The sequence below is a fragment of the Streptomyces sp. DH37 genome, assembly GCF_029813835.1.
Classification (GTDB): Bacteria; Actinomycetota; Actinomycetes; order Streptomycetales; family Streptomycetaceae; genus Streptomyces.
This window is the reverse complement of record NZ_JARVKV010000021.1, coordinates 40194-58559: the sequence shown is the minus strand read 5'-3', so window position 1 is coordinate 58559 and position 18366 is coordinate 40194. Positions and strand designations below refer to the sequence as shown.

Annotated in this window: 15 protein-coding genes and 4 tRNA genes; 7 read left to right on the top strand and 12 right to left on the bottom strand. The window is 73.4% G+C overall.

Features of this window, described 5'->3' with window-relative positions:
• Positions 1–16: 16 nt before the first annotated feature.
• Positions 17–157, bottom strand: coding sequence for a hypothetical protein (locus QC029_RS13445; protein WP_279555860.1), 141 nt, complete (start codon positions 155–157; stop codon positions 17–19).
• Between the two features lie 448 nt (positions 158–605).
• The gene (locus QC029_RS13440) at positions 606–1901 is read right to left on the bottom strand and encodes an MFS transporter (protein ID WP_336621583.1); all 1296 of its coding nucleotides are present in this window, start codon (positions 1899–1901) and stop codon (positions 606–608) included.
• A gap of 73 nt (positions 1902–1974) precedes the next feature.
• Between QC029_RS13440 and QC029_RS13435 the strand changes: the two genes are divergently transcribed.
• Together QC029_RS13435 and QC029_RS13430 are read left to right on the top strand one after the other, a co-directional pair.
• Positions 1975–2733, top strand: a complete 759-nt coding sequence (locus QC029_RS13435; protein WP_279555859.1) for a DeoR/GlpR family DNA-binding transcription regulator — start codon at positions 1975–1977, stop codon at positions 2731–2733.
• A 357-nt stretch (positions 2734–3090) separates the two neighbouring features.
• Positions 3091–4311 carry an NAD(P)/FAD-dependent oxidoreductase gene (locus QC029_RS13430; RefSeq protein ID WP_279555858.1) on the top strand — a complete coding sequence of 407 codons (1221 nt, stop codon included), beginning with the start codon at positions 3091–3093 and terminating at the stop codon, positions 4309–4311.
• Positions 4312–4800: 489 nt separating this feature from the next.
• On the opposite strand, the gene QC029_RS13425 is transcribed toward QC029_RS13430, so the two are convergent.
• Positions 4801–5238: an SRPBCC family protein gene (locus QC029_RS13425; protein WP_279555857.1), complete on the bottom strand. Its 438-nt coding sequence runs from the start codon at positions 5236–5238 to the stop codon at positions 4801–4803.
• A 150-nt stretch (positions 5239–5388) separates the two neighbouring features.
• Between QC029_RS13425 and QC029_RS13420 the strand changes: the two genes are divergently transcribed.
• Positions 5389–6393 (top strand): phosphotransferase family protein, encoded by a 1005-nt coding sequence (locus tag QC029_RS13420; RefSeq protein WP_279555856.1) that lies wholly within the window; start codon positions 5389–5391, stop codon positions 6391–6393.
• Positions 6394–6557: 164 nt separating this feature from the next.
• Here the strand turns inward: QC029_RS13420 and QC029_RS13415 are convergent, their stop codons facing one another.
• The 9 genes from QC029_RS13415 to QC029_RS13375 form a co-directional block, all read right to left on the bottom strand.
• On the bottom strand, positions 6558–7337 hold the full coding sequence (locus QC029_RS13415; protein ID WP_279555855.1) for an HPF/RaiA family ribosome-associated protein: 780 nt from the start codon (positions 7335–7337) through the stop codon (positions 6558–6560).
• Positions 7338–7658: 321 nt separating this feature from the next.
• Positions 7659–8471: an SDR family NAD(P)-dependent oxidoreductase gene (locus tag QC029_RS13410; RefSeq protein ID WP_279555854.1), complete on the bottom strand. Its 813-nt coding sequence runs from the start codon at positions 8469–8471 to the stop codon at positions 7659–7661.
• A complete protein-coding gene (locus QC029_RS13405; RefSeq protein ID WP_279555853.1) occupies positions 8468–9280 on the bottom strand; it encodes an alpha/beta fold hydrolase in 813 nt (270 codons plus the stop codon). The genes QC029_RS13410 and QC029_RS13405 overlap by 4 nt, the downstream gene beginning before the upstream one ends.
• The gene (locus QC029_RS13400; RefSeq protein ID WP_279555852.1) at positions 9277–10554 is read right to left on the bottom strand and encodes an LLM class flavin-dependent oxidoreductase; all 1278 of its coding nucleotides are present in this window, start codon (positions 10552–10554) and stop codon (positions 9277–9279) included. Before QC029_RS13400 ends, QC029_RS13405 begins: the two co-directional genes overlap by 4 nt.
• A 50-nt stretch (positions 10555–10604) precedes the next feature.
• Positions 10605–10988 carry a hypothetical protein gene (locus QC029_RS13395; RefSeq protein ID WP_279555851.1) on the bottom strand — a complete coding sequence of 128 codons (384 nt, stop codon included), beginning with the start codon at positions 10986–10988 and terminating at the stop codon, positions 10605–10607.
• A gap of 73 nt (positions 10989–11061) precedes the next feature.
• Positions 11062–11147 (bottom strand) — tRNA-OTHER (locus QC029_RS13390).
• A gap of 38 nt (positions 11148–11185) precedes the next feature.
• A tRNA-OTHER gene (locus tag QC029_RS13385) sits at positions 11186–11271 on the bottom strand.
• Between the two features lie 38 nt (positions 11272–11309).
• Positions 11310–11395 (bottom strand) — tRNA-OTHER (locus QC029_RS13380).
• Positions 11396–11433: 38 nt separating this feature from the next.
• Positions 11434–11519 (bottom strand) — tRNA-OTHER (locus QC029_RS13375).
• A 296-nt stretch (positions 11520–11815) separates the two neighbouring features.
• On the opposite strand from QC029_RS13375, the gene QC029_RS13370 reads away from it, so the two are divergent.
• Genes QC029_RS13370 through QC029_RS13355 form a run of 4 tightly spaced genes read left to right on the top strand, consistent with a single transcriptional unit; the run spans position 11816 to position 18325 of the window.
• The gene (locus QC029_RS13370) at positions 11816–12097 is read left to right on the top strand and encodes an acyl carrier protein (RefSeq protein WP_279555850.1); all 282 of its coding nucleotides are present in this window, start codon (positions 11816–11818) and stop codon (positions 12095–12097) included.
• The gene (locus QC029_RS13365; RefSeq protein WP_279555849.1) at positions 12094–15972 is read left to right on the top strand and encodes a type I polyketide synthase; all 3879 of its coding nucleotides are present in this window, start codon (positions 12094–12096) and stop codon (positions 15970–15972) included. The genes QC029_RS13370 and QC029_RS13365 overlap by 4 nt, the downstream gene beginning before the upstream one ends.
• A complete protein-coding gene (locus tag QC029_RS13360; RefSeq protein WP_279555848.1) occupies positions 15969–17552 on the top strand; it encodes a long-chain-fatty-acid--CoA ligase in 1584 nt (527 codons plus the stop codon). Before QC029_RS13365 ends, QC029_RS13360 begins: the two co-directional genes overlap by 4 nt.
• A complete protein-coding gene (locus tag QC029_RS13355) occupies positions 17549–18325 on the top strand; it encodes an alpha/beta fold hydrolase (RefSeq protein ID WP_279555847.1) in 777 nt (258 codons plus the stop codon). The genes QC029_RS13360 and QC029_RS13355 overlap by 4 nt, the downstream gene beginning before the upstream one ends.
• Positions 18326–18366: the final 41 nt, after the last annotated feature.

Genomic DNA, 18366 nt, shown 5'->3' with positions numbered 1-18366 from the left:
AATCACCCCCTGGGGATCACTGCCCGGGCTCGGCCTCGTCCGCCCGGTAGGTCCTCCTCCAGGTGGCTCCGCACCGGCAGCGGGACAGCTCGATCAGATCGCCCTCCTCGGACACCTCCAGCCCGTGGTTGAGGCGTACGTGCACGTGTTCTGCCATGGCGGACCGACTCCCGGTCGACGGGGGTCCACCGGCCGTGCGGCCGGTGGGGACGCCCTCATCATCCACGCCTGCCGCACCGCGGGAAATGGCGCGCGTCACTTTTCCGGGGGACCGCTCCGCCCGGTGTGATCCTTTCCCCGGACGAGGCCGAGCGGAACGCCGCGGGAATCCGGGTGCCGGAAATCGGGAGAGGAAACGGAGAGCGGATTCCGGGGGCCGGATAAAAGGGGGAGGGAAGACGCCGGTGCGTGCGGATGCCGATGCGCAGGGTTCCCTTCCGGGGAATCGGCCGGTTCGCCCGGCGGCCGGTTCCCCCGGCGCCGACGGACGGGGGCGCCTGCCCGCTCCGCTCCGTCCGGCGGATCGTCCGCGGCGGGAGTCCCGCCCCGGACGGGACCGGGGCCGGTTGCGCCGCGGGCGTCCCCACCCGGCCCCGCGGGGAACGTCAGTCGGCCGCCCCGGAGATCCCGGCGGCTCCGGCCCGCTCCCTGCCGGGCGCCCCTTCCCCGGTTTTCCCGGTTTTCCCGGTTTCTCCGTCTTTCCCGGCCGCCTTCCCGGGCCCGGTGCGCAGGATCCCGGCCGTGCCGGCCGCCACGACGCACAGGACCACGGGCAGCAGGAAGGCGACGTTCAGCGGGACGAGATGGGTGAGCGGCCCGATGACGGCGGGCCCGGCGAGCATGCCGAGGTAGCCGAGCCCGGCCACCCGCGAGACGTTGGCCCCGGCGGCGTCCGGATCGGCGTGGCCGGCGGCGCTGAAGAGCTGGGGCACGCAGCCGGACAGCCCGACGCCGAAGACCGTCCAGCCGGCCAGGGCCAGGGGGATCCACGGGGAGAACACCACCGCCGTGAGGCCGAACGCGGCCAGGAGGGCTCCGTAGCGGACGACGGCGACCGGGCCGAAGCGCGCGACCACCCGGTCGGTGAGCAGACGACCGACGGTCATGGCGGTGGCGAAGGCGCCGTAGGCGAGGGCGGCGGTGGCGGCGGGCGCGCCCAGGACGTCCCGCATGGCGAGCACGCTCCAGTCGTTGGCGACGCCCTCGCAGAGCATCAGCATCAGCGCGAGGGCGGCCAGCGCCCAGATCCGCGCGGGCGTTCCGCGCCGGTTCCGCGCCCCGGCCGCGGGTGTCTCGGACGTCTCGGGCGTCTGGGAGCAGGAGTCCCGGGACCGCTCGGGGGGCTCGCGCCGCAGCAGCGCGGGAGCGGCCAGGACGGCGACGACGAGCCCGAGCACGCTCATCCCGGCGAGGGTCGCGGCCGCGCTCCAGCCCCAGCTGAGGGTACGCGCGCCGACCAGCGCGGCGAGGACCCCGCCGACCGAGAACACCGCGTGGAAGGCGGACATGACGGGCCTCCGGTAGCCGCGCTCGACCTGGACGGCATGGGTGTTCATGCTGACGTCCAGGCAGCCGTTGCCGGCGCCGAACAGCAGCAGGGCCGCACCCAGCGTCCAGACCCCCTCGGCCAGCCCGGGCAGCACCAGGGACGCGCTGCACAGCGCCGCGCTCAGCGGCACCACCCGGCGGGCGCCGAAGCGGTCGGCCAGCGGCCCGGTCAGCTGCATGCCCGCGAAGGCCCCTCCGCCGAGCAGGAGCAGCAGCCAGCCGAGCACGGCGTGGCTGACCCCGGCGCGGTCCTCCACGACGGGGATGTGGACGATCCACATCCCCATCAGGAAGCCGTTGAGGCCGAAGTAGGCGAAGGTGGCCAGCCGAGCGAGCCGCAGCGTTCTCTCCATGTTCCCGAACCTAACAAACAAAATCGCTGTTCGATAGATTGAATTACGCACATCACGTGTGTTCAATTCCGGTATGGCGAGTGCGGAGCGACTGAGACGGATCACCGAGGCCGTGCGCGAGGCAGGGCAGTTGAGCGTGGCGGAGCTGGCCGGGCTCACCGGCGCGTCGGAGATGACCATCCGGCGCGATCTGGAGGTCCTGGCGGACCAGGGCGTCCTGGAACGGTACCGCGGCGGGGCCAGCAGCCTCCTGCTGCGCGGTGAGGAGCCCCCCTTCGGGCTGAGGGAGCTGGAGAGGCCGGACGCCAAGCGGCGGATCGCCGCCGAGGCCGCCGGCCTGATCGCCGACGGCGAGTCGGTCGTCCTCGACAGCGGCACGACCTGCCTGGAGGTGGCCCGCGTCCTGGCGGAGCGCCGGCTGACCGTCGTGCCGCTGTCCCTGCACGCCGCCAACGCGCTGACCGGCGCCCCCCGGCTGAAGCTGCTGCTGCCCGGCGGGGAGCCGCGCCCGGGGGAACTGGCGCTGACCGGCCCGCTGACCGAGGCGTCCCTGGCCTCGCTGCGCTTCGACACCGCCGTCATCGGCTGCTGCGGGCTGAACGCGGCGAACGGGCTGACCGCGTACGACCTCGCCGACGCCGCGGTCAAGCGCGCCGCGATCGCCTCGGCCCGCCGGGTGATCGCGGTCGCCGACGCGGCCAAGTTCTCCCGCACCGCCCTCGCCTTCGTCGCGCCGGCCTCGGCGCTCGACGCGGTGGTGACGGAGGAGGGCGCCCCGGAGGACGAGACCGGTGCGCTGGCGGCGGCCGGCGTGACCGTGCGGAAGGTGTGAGCCGCCCCCGGAGACCGTGCTCTCCGACCTGGCCGGCGTCCTCGCGCGCCACCGGTCCGAGACGGGCCGCGAGGAGCCGGGCGCGACGACCGACGCGCCCGGCGACGCCACCGGCCGATCACGCGCGGGGACACGGCGAGGGGCCCTGCGGGCTTCGCCGACCGGGTGCCCGACCCCCGAGCCGGCCCCGCGACGGTCCGGTACGGACACGGGAGACGGTCGCCGCCTCGGCCTCGCGGGCATCGCCGGGCGGCGCTCCTGCCGCTCTGTGAGCCATGCCACACGCAGTTCCTGTCAGCAATCAGGGCGCTGCCCCGCTCAACTCACCGGGAGCAAGCGAACCGACAGGAGTGACACATGAAGCACCGCATCGTCGTCCTCGGCGCCGGCTATGCCGGGGCCTACGCGGCCGGGACCCTGGCCCGCCGGCTGTCCCCGGCGGATGCCGAGATCACCGTGGTCAACGCCGAGCCGGACTTCGTCGAGCGGCTGCGGCTGCACCAGCTCGCGGCCGGCCGGGAGATCGAGGCCCGCAGGCTCGCCGACGTCTTCGCGGGCACGGGGATACGGCTGCGCCTGGCCCGCGTCACCGCCGTCGACCCCGAGCGCCGGGTCGTCGCCGTGGCCGCCGGCACCGACGCCGGCGGCGGCGGCGGTGACGGCGGCGAGCTCGGCTACGACACGCTTCTCTACGCGCTCGGCAGCCGCGTCGCCGACCACGGCGTCCCCGGCGTGGCCGAGCACGCCTTCGACGTCACCGGCCGGCCCTCGGCGCTGCGCCTGCGCGAACGCCTGGACAGCCTGGACGGGCGGAGCCGGGGCGGGAGCGTGCTGGTCGTCGGCGACGGGCTGACCGGCATCGAGACCGCCACCGAGATCGCCGAATCCCGGCCCGGCCTGTCGGTGACGCTGGTCGCCCGCGGCGAGCTGGGCGCCCGGCTCTCCGCCGGAGCCCGCGGCCACCTGCGCCGGGCCTGCGACCGGCTGGGCGTCACCGTCCTGGAGCACACCGGCGTCGAGGCCGTCGAAGCGACGCGGGTGCTGTGCGCCGACGGCACCTCCCTGGCGTCCGACGCGACCGTGTGGACGGCCGGCTTCGCGGTCGCACCCATCGCCGCCGCCGGCGGGCTGGAGGTCACCGAGGACGGCCGGATCGTCGTCGATCGCACCATGCGGTCGGTCTCGCACCCGAACGTCTACGCCGTCGGGGACAGCGCCTGGGCCGTCGGCGACAACGGCCGGCCGCTGCCGATGTCCTGCGCTTCGGCCGGCTACACCGGCCGGCAGGCCACGGAGGCGATCGTGGGACGCCTGACCGGCCGCGGGATCGCGCACACCAAGCTGGAGTACCTGGGCAACCACATCAGCCTCGGTCGGCGGGACGGGATCCTGCAGACGGTCGACGACGAGGGGCGGGCCAGGCCGAAGTACGTGGGCGGCCGGAAGGCGGCGCGGATCAAGGCGGGCATCCTCAGGATGTCGCTGTGGGCCACCTCGCACCCGACCTTCGGTCTGCCCAGGCGCAGGCGCCGCCTGGCCGCCGCGCCGGACGCGTCCGCCGGGAGGGCGATCGCATAGCCGCCCAGGGGCCCGCGCGGACGGCACCGCCGCTGATCGCTTCGAGGCCGGCCGGAAACCGGGCCGGCCTCTCCGGCGTACCGGCTGCCCGAAACGCTCCCGGGCTCCAGGCGCCACCGGCCGCATGCGGACGGCGTGCGACGGCTCGCTGCCGTCACGCGGTGCCTCGGGGCCGGCCCCTGGACAGCGGGGCAACCCCCGTGGCCGAGAACACCGAGGTGGTCGTGATCGGCGGCGGGCGGCGGCAGCCTGCTCGCGACGGCTCTCCCCCACCACCGGGGCCGGGGACTGGGCCCGCGCGCCATCGCCGCCGGGCTCGTCATCGCCACCGGCGGGCAGAAGGGCCGCCCGCCCCTCACCGGCCACGGTGGCCACGGTGGCCATCTTCATGCGCATGCCGCGCGAGCACGGCGAACCGGTCGGCACAGCGCCGAGTACGTGATCGTCCCGCTGCTCCGAACCGTGGGGCGCGCACGGGGTCCGGAGCCCCTACGAATCCCTCAGCAGTCCCGTGACCACCCGCCCGAACAGCAGGCGGCCCACCCAGGCCGTGGGCGCGTCCATCGGACGCGGCAGTCCCCGTACGCACGCCTCCTCGCGCCAGACGACCAGCGCTCCCCCGTCCACCGGGGACACCTCCACCTCGGCCCAGCCGAGCACCACGCTCCCCCGCTTCTCCAGGCGGCAGCGGCCGGGGCGGCCCCTGGCGGGCGGTTCCCAGCGGACGACCTCCATGGGGTCGTCGAACCCGGCGCGCCCGACACCCGTACGCGCCGTGAAACGCGTGCCGACGCGCGTGGGCGGCGCGGTGGCGACCGTGATCGCCGTGAACGGGACGTGGCGGGCGTGGCGTTCCCAGGCCGTCAGCCGGCGCCACGCCTCCCCGGCGCTCAGGTGCGTCCGGCGCTCGATCCGGATGAGGGGCATACCGCGACGGTAGGCACCGCGCGCCCGCACGGGCGGCCGACCCGCCGGAGCCGCCCGCTCCCGGATACGCTTGGGAGCGCTCTCATGGCTTGTGGGGGCGGGCTGTCGGTTCGTACGGGACGCGTCCGGCGTCCCGGGGGGGCGGTGTCCGTGAGCGGGGACGCGATCCGGGGGATGCTGGCGGCGGCGGGCCTTCCGGCCGGGCAGGTGGTGCGCTGCGAACGGCTGCCCGGTGGTACCTACAACTCGGTCCACCGGATCACGGCGGCCGACGGCCGGGAGCTGGTGCTGAAGGTGCCGCCGCCCGCCACGGCCCCGTGCCTGCGGTACGAGCGGGGCATCCTGCGCGGCGAGGCGGTGTTCCACCGCGCGGCCGCCGACGCGGGCGGGGTCCCGGTGCCGGAGGTGGTGCACGAGGACCGCGGGGGCGCGGGCGCCGGGCCGTTCCTGCTGATGTCGGCCTGCCCCGGCACCCCCTGGGACGCGGTGGCGGAGACCCTGGAGGACGGCGAACGGTCCCGGCTGCGCGGGGAACTGGGCCGTCTGGTGGCGCGGCTGCACACCGTCACCGGACCGGCCTTCGGCTATCCCGCCGAGTCGGTGGCGCCCCTCGCCCCCGCGTGGCGGCCGGCCTTCACCGCCATGCTGGACGCCGTGCTCGACGATGCCGTACGGTACGGCGTCCGGCTGCCGCGGCCCGCGGCCCTGATACGCCGCCGGGTCCACGCGGCCTCCCCGGTCCTGGAGGAGGTGACGGTCCCCGCCCTGGTCCACTTCGACCTCTGGCAGGGCAACGTGCTGCTGACGGGCGCTCCGGGCGCCCGGACCATCGGCGGGATCATCGACGGCGAGCGGATGTTCTGGGGCGATCCGCTGGCGGACTTCGCCTCGTCGGCGCTGTTCGGCGACATCGAGGACGATCCGGCGTTCCTGGCGGGGTACGCCTCCGGCGGCGGCCGCACCGGTTTCGACGCCGCGGCCCGGACCCGGATGGCGCTGTACCGCTGCTATCTCTACCTGATCATGCTGGTGGAGGTGGAACCGCGCCGCTACCCCGCCGGGCACCGCGCCTGGGTGCGGCGGCACGTGACGCCGCACCTGGAGGCAGCCCTGGACGCCCTCGGCCCGGCGCCCTCCGGCCCCGCCCGCGCGTGACGCCCTGACGTCCGTCCCCGCCGTGCCGCGTCCGGGCGCCCGGCGCCCGGCGCCGGATGCCGGGAGCGGCGCCGTCGCCTCGTTCGGGCTCGTCCGGAGGAGGCGCCGGGCCGGCGGGTCCCGTCCGGGCGGGGTGGCCGGACGGGACCCGAGCCGCCCGCGCGTCAGTCCGCCGGGGTGATCAGCCCGTAGTGGCCGTCGCGGCGGTGGTGGAGCAGGGCGCCGCGTCCGGTGGAGGCGTCGACGAAGAACACGAACGGCAGGCCGGTGGTCTCCAGCCGCCACACCGCCTGCTCGACCCCCATGCGGGGCGCCGGGATCCCGCTGACCCCCAGGGAGGCGGCCGGCGGAAGGCCCGAGGTCACCGGCGCGGGCACGTCCCGGCGGGCCCGGGCCAGCCGGTGGCCGCCCGTGCCGTCCCGGTAGACCACGCTGTCGACGCCCGAGACGGCGTCGGTGAACAGGTGGAACTCGTACCCCAGGGCCTCCATCCCGCGCACCGCCTCCGCCGGGGTCTGCCGGGCCGGGCCGTGGGTGCGGTGGCGCACGATCCGCTGTCCCCGCCCGGCGTGCGGGCCGGGGTGCGGCCGCCGGTGCGTCCCGCCGTGGCGGGGCCTGCCGTGGTGCCCGTGACGGTGGACGCGGGCCAGCCGCCCCGCCAGGCGGTCGCGCAGCAGGTCGATCGCCTCGGGCATGGTGTCCGCGGTGACCCGGGCCCGCACCGGGTGACCGTTGACGTCCACGTTCACTTGGGCGAGCGCGGGGCGCCGCACGGAGGCGCCGACCGCCTGGCTCAGCTTCACCCTGGTGCCCAGGACCGGCTCCCCGACCTTGCCGAGGGCCGCCAGCACCTTGGCCCGCGCGTACTCGGCCGCGTCCCCGGGCACCTCGCCCCGGACCTCGACCCTGACCTCCGGGAGGGGACGGATCTGCGAACGGTTCATGGTTTCCTCCTGCCGTCGTGGCACCCCCAGACTCGTCCCGCGACGATCTTCCCGGCAGGGCCGAAAGTCCCCGGAGGCGGTGCCGTCCGTACCTCCGTACCTTCCGGCCCGCCCGGAGCCGGCGGGCCGCTCCCGGTCGCGGAGCACGCCGAGCGGGCTGGACCCGCGCATGCCCGCCCATGCGGCGACGGACGTCGCCGGGGGCCGGCGACGTCCGTCGGAAGGGTGGTCCACCGGCCCCCGGGGAGGTGGGGACGGCGGCCCCGGGCAGGGCCCGTTCGCATGGTCGCCGGGCGCGGCGGGGAGCGGCCCGGCCGCTGCTCAGCCGAAGGCCCCCAGGAGGGCGGAGCCGCCGTAGAAGGAGGATATTCCGCCGTCGATCACGACCGACGAGCCGGTCATGAAGCGGGACTCGTCGCCCGCCAGGTAGACGGCGAGGCCGACGACCTCCTCCGGTTCCCCGAACCTGCCGGCCGGCACGACCGACAGGAAGCGCTCGGACAGCCGCGGATCGGTGACGAAGTCGTCCGTGAGGTCCGTGTGCAGCCAGCCCGGGGCTATCGCGTTGACGCGTACGCCCTTGGAGGCCCACTCGGCGGCGAGGGAGTGGGTCAGCGAGATGACGGCGGCCTTGGCCACCGCGTACGGGCCGTAGTTCGGCAGCCCGGCGTTTCCCGCGACGGACGAGATGTTGATCACCGAGCCCTCGCCGCGTTCGACCATGCGGCGGCCGACCGACCGGCACACGTGCAGGACGGACTCGAAGTTGAGCCGCATCTCCCGCTGCCACTGGTCGTGGTCGAGGTCCAGGAACGGCCCGGCGCAGGTGATGCCGCCCGCGTTGTTCACGACCACGTCCAGCGGGCCCAGTTCCGCCACCGCCCGTTCCACGCTGTCCTCGACCTGGGCGGGGTCCTCCACGTCGCACGCGAGGACGACGGCGCACCGGCCCAGCTTCCCGATCTCGGCCGCCACCTCCTCCAGTCCCTCCACGCCCCGCGCCAGCAGGGCGACGTCGGCCCCGGCCTCGGCGTAGCCGATCGCGACGGCGCGGCCGATGCCCCGCGAGGCTCCGGTCACCAGGGCTTTCCTTCCCTCCAGAGCGAGGGGTCGGGGCGCCTCCGCGCCCCTCATCGCAGGAACTCCTCCACCTTCGCGACGGTCTGTTTGAACTGCTCGATCTGCGGCAGGTGCCCGCTGTCCTCGACGACCGCGACCGTGCTCCGGGCGAGGTGGCCGGCGAACTCGTCGGCGTAACCGACCGGCACGAGGCTGTCCTCGCGGCCCCAGACGACCAGCGTGTCGGCCGCGACGCGGTGCAGGCGCGCCCGCAAGCCGCGGTCGGGGATCGGCCAGACGAACTTGCCGGTGCTGCCGAGGGACCACACCATGCCCGCGGCCGCGGCCACGGCCGCCTCGGGGTCCTCGGGGAACGCCAGGGCGGCCTGGGCGATCTCGCCGGTGGAGTCGTGGAAGAGCAGTCCCGGCACCTTGTCCTGCGACGCGGTCATGAGGCTGGCGACGGGCATGTCCTCCCGCCACAGTCCGAGGGGGGCGAGCAGCACCAGCTTGCCGGGGAGGTCCGGGAAGTGCGCGGCCAGTTCGGCGGCGAGCATTCCGCCGAAGTCGTGTCCGACGATCACCGGCCGCTCCAGGCCGAGGCGCCGGATCACCTCCTCGTGGACGAGCACCATGTCGGAGAGGTCGTCGACGACGTGCACGGCGTCGGGGTCCCCGGCGCTCGTCCCCGGGAACTCCGGGGCGTAGACGGAGTACTGGCCGGCGAGGTGCGCCAGGAACGGGTCCCAGACCAGGCCGGTGGCTCCGTGCAGATAGAGCAGCGGGGGGCCGCTTCCGGCGGTCTTCACCCGGATGTCCAGGCGCCCGTTCCAGACCGTGACGGTCTCCTCGCGGACCTCGGGCTGAGTGGGTTCGGTGGTCATGAGGCAACCGCCTTCTCTGCCGTGGACGGTGTGTCCCGGTCGGCCTCGGGAAGGGCCGTGCCGCCCAGCCGCTCGGGCCACCAGTGGTGGACGTGCCCCTCGCCCCGCCACAGGTCGCGCAGGTGCGGCAGGACCTCGTCGGCGAACAGCCGGACGTTCTTCTGGACCAGCTCCTTCGGCATCGAGCCGAAGCCGAGCATCGCGTGCAGGTTCCCGATGCCGTACGTGCGGCAGTACTCGACGAGCTGGTCGCGCACGGTGGCCGGGCTGCCCGCGATGACGACGCCGGCCTCGGCGAGCTGCGCGTAGGTGGCGGTGCGCATCTGGTAGTAGAGCCCGAAGTCGGCGGGGTCCTTCAGCAGCGCCTTCACACCGTGGATGTTGATGCCGCCGGGAATGGCGAGCATCTCCGGCGGAATGGCGCCCAGCCCCTTGCGGTAGGCGTACTCCACGTGCTCGGCGTACTCCTGCTCGGCGCGGGCGTCCGTCTCGCTGACCGCGATCGACTGCAGGAAGCCCACCCGGTAGGGGTTGCGTTCCAGGCCGAGGCGGTCGGAGAGCTCCCAGAAGCGGTCGAATATCCGCTTCCCCGTGAGCTTGGCGCCGGCGAAGCCGAAGTAGTTGAACCCGAAGCCCCGTTCGAGGGTGAGCTGCATGGTCCGGGGGTTTCCGATGCCGGTGATCCACACGGGCGGACGCTTCTGCAGCGGGCGGGGCCAGATGTTGACCTGCGGGTACTGTCCGTACCGGCCGTTCCAGGCGAACGGTTCGCGGTCGCGCCAGGCCCGCAGGACCAGCTCGAGGTTCTCGTCGAACCTCCCGCGGACGTCGACCGGGGGGATCCCGTTGTTGATGCTGGCGTCGTAGCTCAGTCCGACGGGGAAGCCGGCGACGAGCCGGCCGCCGCTGATCACGTCGATCATCGCGTACTCTTCGGCCACTCGCACGGGCTCGCGCGTCTTGCCCAGCGACCTGCCCATGGGGAAGATCGCCACGTCCTGCCCCTCGGTCTCCGTGGCGTACGCCAGGGCACCGGCGATCAGGTTGGGATTCGGCATCAGGTCGTAGGAGCTCTGCGCGTGCTCGGTGAGCGCGAGGCCGTCGAATCCCGCCCTGGCACCCGCCATCAGTTCGTCGATGTGGTCGCGGATCGACGAGTACACGCCCTGTTCGGTCGTGAGATCGTACGGAGTCGTGCACACGGAGTCGTGGTGCTTCTCGAAGTCCGGTGGCAGGAACCTGTAAGGCGCCTGCTCGAACAGAGTGACCTTCATTCTTCCTCCAGCGGAACCAGGTTCACGGAGTCGGTGGGCCTGGCCTGCAGCTACAGCTGCGCCACGAGGACGATGGACTCGCCTCCGACGCTCTTGGTCGCGTGGCCCTTGCCCGTGGTGTCCTCCACCAGCACGGTTCCGCCGGGGGTGAAGCGACGGGTCTCGCCGTCGCTGACCTTCACCTCGAGCGCGCCCTTCACCAGGGTCATCAGCTGGCGCCGGGGGGCGGGGTGGAAGTCGCCGAAGTAGCCCTCGGGCAGAAGCAGGTACACGCTCGCCTTGGCCTCGACCGGGGACGAAGCGAACATCGAGGGGGCCGGCGGCGCGAAGTTGACCTCCTGGACCTCCAGCTTCTCCTCGACGAAGTGGGTCTCCCCCGCCTCGTCGGTGTACAGCCGCGTGATGTCGATCTTACGCGTCTCGTTGCCCGACATCTTTTCCTCCAGCGATCGGAATTTCCGGTGACATAGTTCGCCGGTGGGTCGGCGAACCGGCCCACCGGCGAAGCGGAGAGGGCAGGATTCGAACCTGCGAGAGCCGAAGCCCTTCCCTGCCGAAACAGAGACCCGATAGGCCACTACGGATACCTCTCCCAAACCACCAGCAGATCAGACACAACCCACCAGCGAAGCGGAGAGGGCAGGATTCGAACCTGCGAGAGCCGAAGCCCTTCCCTGCCGAAACAGAGACCCGATAGGCCACTACGGATACCTCTCCCAAACCACCAGCAGGCCAGACACAACCCACCAGCGAAGCGGAGAGGGCAGGATTCGAACCTGCGAGAGCCGAAGCCCTTCCCTGCCGAAACAGAGACCCGATAGGCCACTACGGATACCTCTCCCAAACCACCAGCAGATCAGACACAACCCACCAGCGAAGCGGAGAGGGCAGGATTCGAACCTGCGAGAGCCGAAGCCCTTCCCTGCCGAAACAGAGACCCGATAGGCCACTACGGATACCTCTCCTCAGCGGAGACGGTTCGTTTTCGCCGTGTTCCGTCGTCCGCTGCGAAAACTATGGCACGCTCCGGCTGATGTGGCGCTGACGGTCAACTGACGGATATGGAGGGCCGGCCGGGCGGCGGCTCCGGTCCTCCCGTCAGCGCCTCATCAGGTCTGTGTCAACACGCTCTGGTTCAATCGGGCCGGTACTGACATCGCCGTATACGGCCGGGAGCGGGTGGAAGCAGATGTCGGAATCTCTTGAAGTCTTGCGAGGACTTCCCAGGTCAGAGCGTCCCGAATATATCGAGGAGCTCGTGGTGACCGAATTCAGGAAGACGCTCCTCATGACCGACGACGAGGATTTCCCCTTGTCGGAGAGCTTCTTCGACCTGGGGTTCACCTCGCTGCGGGTCACCGAGGCCAAGCAGCGCCTCGAAGAGCGCCTGGAGTGCTCGATCAGCTCCAACGTCCTGTTCAACAACCCCACCGTGGAGCAGCTGGTGGAGCATCTGGTGAACGATGTCCTGGCCGAGCTCCTCGCGGAGCCGGAGGCCCCGGCCGGGGAGCCCGGCGCGCCCGCCGGGCGGGGGCGCCGGTGAGCGCCCGGGACGAGCCGGTCGCCGTCATCGGCGTCGGGTTCCGTTTCCCCGGTGGCAACGACACCGTCGACGGGTTCGACGAGTTCCTGCGGAACGGGGGCAGCGGGATCCGCCCGCTGCCCCGGGACCGCTGGGACGTCGACGCCTTCACCTCCGAGGACGCCGATGCCCCGGGCACCATCCGTACTGCGGCAGGCGGTTTCCTGGAGCGCATCGACGAGTTCGACCCGCAGTTCTTCGGCATCGCGCCCAAGCAGGCGCACTACGTCGACCCCCAGCAGCGGCTGCTGCTGGAGACGGCCTGGGAGGCGCTGGAGAACGCCTGCGTCGACCCGACCGCGGTGCGCGACGGCGGCGTCTACGTCGGTGCGACGCCTCTGGACCAGGCCATGGAGCTGGACTCCGTGCCGTACGAGAAGCTCGACGGAGCGCTGGCCACCGGCATGGGCGCCTACCCGCTCTCCGGCCGGCTGTCGTACTTCCTGCGCTGGCGCGGGCCGAGCCTGACCACCGACACCGCGTGCGCGTCGTCGCTGACCGCGCTGCACATGGCCGTCGAGGGGCTGCGCAACGGCGAGTGCGGCATCGCGCTGTGCGGTGGGGTCAACGCCCTGCACCACCCCAAGATCTTCGCGATCCTCTCGCGGAACCAGATGCTGGCGCCCGACGGCCGGTGCAAGGCCTTCGACGAGGCGGCGGACGGGTACGCGCGGGCCGAGGGCTGCGGCGTGCTGGTCCTCAAGCGGCTCTCCGACGCCCGGCGCGACGGGGACACCGTCCTGGCGCTGGTGCGCTCCACCGCCATCGGGCACAACGGCGAGAGCGCGGGTCTGACCGCCCCGAACGGGACCGCGCAGGAGGCGGTGATGCGCCGGGCGCTGGAGCGCGCCGGCCTGGAGCCCGGCGACATCCAGTACGTGGAGGCGCACGGCACGGGCACGCCGCTGGGCGACCCGATCGAGATGGGCTCGATCAACGGCGTGTTCGGCGACGCCCACCGGGACGGCGACCCCCTGACGGTCGGTTCGGTCAAGTCGAACCTGGGGCACATGGAGCCGGCCGCCGGGCTCGGCGGGATCGTCAAGGTGATCCTGCAGATGCGGGCCGGGGTGTTCTACCCGCACCTGTACGAGCAGCCCTCGGGCCGCATCCCCTGGGACCGGTACCCGGTGACGGTGCCGACGGAGTGCAGGCCGTGGAAGGCGCCGGTGCGCCGGGCGATGGTCAACAGCTTCGGCGTGGCCGGCGCCATCGGGATCGCCGTCGTGGAGGAGGCGCCCGCGCAGCCCGCCCCCGCCGGCGCCCCGGAGTCCGCCCGCGACGCCGGGCCGCCCGGACCGGGCGGCGGTCTCCACGTCTTCACCCTGTCGGCGAAGAGCCGGGAGGCGCTGGGCCTGCAGGTGGAGCGCCACCGGCGGTACCTGGCCGAACGGCCCGGGACCGACATGGCCGACCTGTGCCTGACCCGCAACGTGGGGCGCGTCCACTTCAACCACCGCATGGCCGCCGTGGTCCGCGACGGATCGGAGCTGGCGGCCGCGCTGGAGCGGCAGGCCGCGGCGCCGGCCGAGGGCGGGCGGTCGCCGGGCGGCCTGCGCAAGGCCGCCTTCCTCTTCACCGGTTCCGGATCGCAGTACGTGGGCATGGGTTCCGCGCTGTACCGGCGCTTCCCGGTCTTCCGCTCGCACGTCGACGCGTGCGACGAGCTGTTCGCCCGCCATCTGGGCCGCTCCGTGCGCGACATCATGCTGGGCACGGCCCCGGACGCGGAGGCCCGGCTCGCCGAGACGGTGTACACCCACGCCGCGCTGTTCACCCTGGAGTACTCCCTGGCCAGGCTCTGGCAGTCGTGGGGGGTGCGGCCCACCGCGCTCATCGGGCACAGCGTCGGCGAGGTGGTGGCCGCGGCCGTGGCGGGGCTGTTCACCCTGGAGGACGGCGTCTTCTTCCTGGCGGAGCGGGCCCGGCTGATCCAGTCGGTCACCACCCCCGGCGGCATGGCCGCCGTCTCCGCGCCCGCCGCCGAGGTCGAGCCGCTGCTGGCCGGGCTGGACGACGTGAGCATCTGCGCGGTCAACTCCCCGCGGCAGTGCGTCGTCTCCGGCGGCGCCGGATCGCTGGCGGAGGTCACCGAGGCGCTGCGGCGGCGCGATGTGACGGTCACCCCGCTGCGCGTCTCCTCGGCGTTCCACTCCCCGCTGATGGACGGGATCCTCGAGCCGCTGCGAGCGGCACTCGCCGACGTCGAGTTCCACGAGCCGGCCGTGACCCTGATCTCCTGCCTGAGCGGCGCGGTCGCCGCCCCGGGTGAGATGGCCACGGCCGACTACTGGGTGCGGCACGTGCGCGAGGCGGTCGACTTCGAGGGCGGCATGCGCGCGCTCGCCGCCCGGGGCAGGCACGTCTTCCTGGAGGTGGGGCCCTCCTCCGCCCTGGGGTCGCTGGGGCGGCGGTGCGTGCCCGACGGCAGGCACCTGTGGCTGTCCAGCCTCCGTTCCGGGGACGGCGAGGGCAGGGCCGTCCTCCAGGCGCTGGCCGACGCGTACCGCGCGGGACTGGCGATCTCCTGGCCGGCCGTGCACGAGGGAGGCCCCGGGCGCATGATCCCGCTCCCGACGTACGCCTTCGACCGCAGGCGGTACTGGCTGCCCGACCAGGTCGGCCGCCACGGGCTGGGCGCCGCGGCCACCGCGCACCCCCTGCTGGGCACGGAGGTGCGCGGCGGGGAACGGGACGGAGGGGTGCGGGAGTTCGTCACCCGGCTCGGTCCCGGGAGCACGGCCTACCTCGCCGACCACACCGTGCGCGGGCGCCCCTTCGTGCCGGCGGCCGCCTACGCCGAGGCCGTCCTGGCGCTCATGGACGCGGTCCACGGCGACACCCGCCGCCCGATCGAGGACCTCCGCTTCCACGAGGCGCTGTTCCTCACCGGTGCGCCGGTGGAGGTCCGCACCTCCTGCCGCCCCATCGGCGACGGCCGGTCCTCGGTGGAGATCGTGAGCCGCACCCCCGGACGGGACGGTCCCGTCGAGCGCCGGCACGTCACCGCGGTGATCGGCGCGTCCGACGGGCGCGGCCCGGCGCTGGGCGACTCCGGCCGGCGGGTGCTGGACCGTTCGGCCGCGCCGGGCGAGCCGGACCGGGAACTGGACGGCGAGGAGGTGCGCGCGGCGTACGCGGCGGCCGGCCTGGAGTACGGCCCGCACTTCTCGCGGGTCGACCGGGTCGTCCGGTACGGCCCGGACTTCACGCTCAGCGAGCTGGACGGCCGGGAGGTGTCGCCCGCCGAGCACATGCCCCCGCCGCTGTTCGACGCCGTCACGCACGGGCTGGCGGCCCTGGCGGACAGCCGGGAGACCGGTGAGACCTACATGTCCGTCGGCATCGCGTCGGTACGGGCGTTCAGGAAGCCCCGCGCGCCGCGGCTGCGGGCGGCGCTGCGCCTGGAGCGGGGCGGCGACGGGCCGGCCTTCACCGTCGACGCGCTCCTGCTGGAGGGCGACGAGCCGGTGCTGGAGATCTCGGGGATGGCCTTCAAGCGGCTGGCCGCGGCGCCCGCCCCGCCTCCCTCTGCCCCGGCCTCCCCGGCGGCCTCTCCGTCCTCCGCGCCATCGGGTGGACGGGGGCCCGCGCCGACCGAGGCGTTCGTCCGCTCGGCGGTCGCGCGGCTGCTGAGCATCGACGACCCGGAGTCCGTCGGACCGGACACCCCGTTCCTCGATCTCGGCATGGACTCCCTGGTGGCCACCGAGCTGAGAAGTCTCCTCGAGGCCGAACTGGGCGTGTCACTCGCGGCGTCGGCCGTCTTCGACCACCCGTCCGTCGAGCAGCTCGTGGAGTTCCTGGAAGAGCGAACCGCGAAAGAGGAGACATGAGCGACACCACGAACCAGACGATCACCGCCAGATCCGCCCTGCACGCGCGGCAGCGGCCCGACGTCGTCGCCCTGGTGGCGGAGGGACGCGAGGTCACCTACGCCGAGCTCCACCGCGAGAGCAACCGCACCGCGCACGCGCTGCTGCGCGCCGGGCTCGGCCGAGGGGCGCGGGTGGCGTACATCGGCAAGGAGTCGGAGCACTACTACGAACTCGCCGTGGCCTGTGCCAAGAGCGGCACGGTCCTGGTCCCCGTCAACTGGCGGCTGGCCAAGGGCGAGGTGGACCACGTGCTGCGCGACTCGCAGGCGGAGATCCTGTTCTTCGAGCGGGAGTTCCTCCGGGTCGTCCAGCGGGTCCGCGACGATCTGCCGACGCTGCGGACGGCGATCGGGATGGACACCGCCGAGGAGCGGGCCGCGGGCTTCCTGGCGTGGAAGTCGGGTGCGCCGGACACCGATCTGGAGCCCGGGGACACCGAGGAACCGATCGCCCAGATGTACACCAGCGGCACCACCGGCCTGCCCAAGGGCGTGGTGCTGCCGCACCGCTCCTTCTTCACCTTCATCGACAACATGCGCAGGCACGGGGTGGACTGGATCGACTGGCGCCCCGAGGACCGCAGCCTGACCTGCTTCCCCGGTCTGCACGCCGGCGGCTACGCCTGGTTCATGCACTGCTTCAACGTCGGCGCGACCAGCGTGGTCATGCGGATGTTCGTGGCCGAGGAGGCCGTGCGGCTGATCCGGGACGAGGCCGTGACCACGGTGTGGGCGGCCCCGGCGATGCTCCAGATGATGCTGGACGAGCCGGCCGCGAGCCCGGAGGCGTTCCGCTCCCTGCGCAAGATCGTCTACGGCGGCTCCCCGATCGACTACGAGCTGATGGTGCGGTGCGTCAAGGAGTTCGGGTGCGAGCTGTCCCAGGCCTACGCGTCCGCCGAGACCGGTAGTTTCGTCACCTGCCTGAGGCCGGACGAGCACGTCCCGGGCAGCCCCCTGATGGCCTCGGCGGGCCGGGTCTGCCCGGGCAACGAGGTCAAGATCGTCGACGACGAGGGCAACACGCTGCCGCCGGGGCGGATCGGCCGGATCTGCCTGCGCAGTCCGGCGCGCTTCACGGAGTACTGGCGGCAGCCCGAGGCGAGCCGGAAGATGATCAGGGGCGACTGGCTGTACATGAGCGACGCCGGCTACCTGGACGAGAACGGCTACCTGTTCCTGCGGGACCGCATCAACGACACGATCATCGTCGCCGGCCAGAACATCTACCCCGTCGAGATCGAGAACGCGATCCGCGAGCACCCCGGCGTCGCCGACGTGGCGGTCTTCGGCGTGTCCGACCCCCGCTGGGGCGAGGTCGTGCGGGCCGCCGTGGTGCGCCGTCCGGGACACGAGGAGCCGACCGAGCGGCAGCTGATGGTCTTCCTCCGGGGGAGGATCGCCGACTACAAGATCCCCAACGGCTACGTGTTCCTCGACAGCCTGCCGCGCAACCCCACCGGGAAGGTGCTGCGCCGCGTCCTGCGCGAGGAGTACGCCTCCTCGCCGCCGCGGACGACCGCGAACCGGCAGCCGTGAGCGGGGGACGGAGCGCGGGGCCGGACCCGGCGAGGTGGCTGCACCCGGCCGAGCCCGACCCCGGCGCCGAGGCGCTGCTGTACCTGCTGCCCTACAGCGGTGGCGGCGTCTCGGTGTACGGCCGCTGGCCCGCCCTGGTGCCGCCGAGCGTGGCGTGCCGGCGGATCCAGCTGCCGGGACGGCAGGAGCGGCACCGGGAGGAGCCGTTCACCGAGATCGGCCCGCTGGTGGACGCGCTGTGCGCCGTTGTGGAGACCGAGCTCGACGGCCGGCCGTACGCCCTCTTCGGCCACTCCATGGGCGCGCTCCTCGCCTACCGCACGGCCGTCGCCCTGGAGCGGGCCCGGGCGCCGCTGCCCGCCGTGCTCGGTGTGTCGGGCTGGGCGCCGGAGGGGTTCTCGATGCCCACCCGGGACCTGGTCGAGGGTCCCGACCAGGTGATCGTCGACCTGCTGCGCGAGCTGGGCACGGTGCCGGAGGACGCCCTGGGCCTGCCCGAGCTGTCCTCGATGGTGGTGCCCGCCATGCGGGCCGACCTGTCGGTGTGCGCCAGCTACGAGGACGACCGCGCCGAGGTCTCCTCCCCGCTGGTGGCCTACGGCGGCCGCGACGACCCGTACCTCGCGCCCGGCGCGATGCGGTGCTGGGAGGCCCGCGCCCCGGCCTTCCTCGGCGTCCGGGAGTTCCCCGGAGGCCACTTCTTCATCCATGACCAGGGGCCCGGCATGGCGATGGACCTGGTGCAGCTGCTGCACCGGCACCGGTCGCCGTGACCGCCCTTCGGAAAACAGCCGAACCCACCAGGAGGACACCG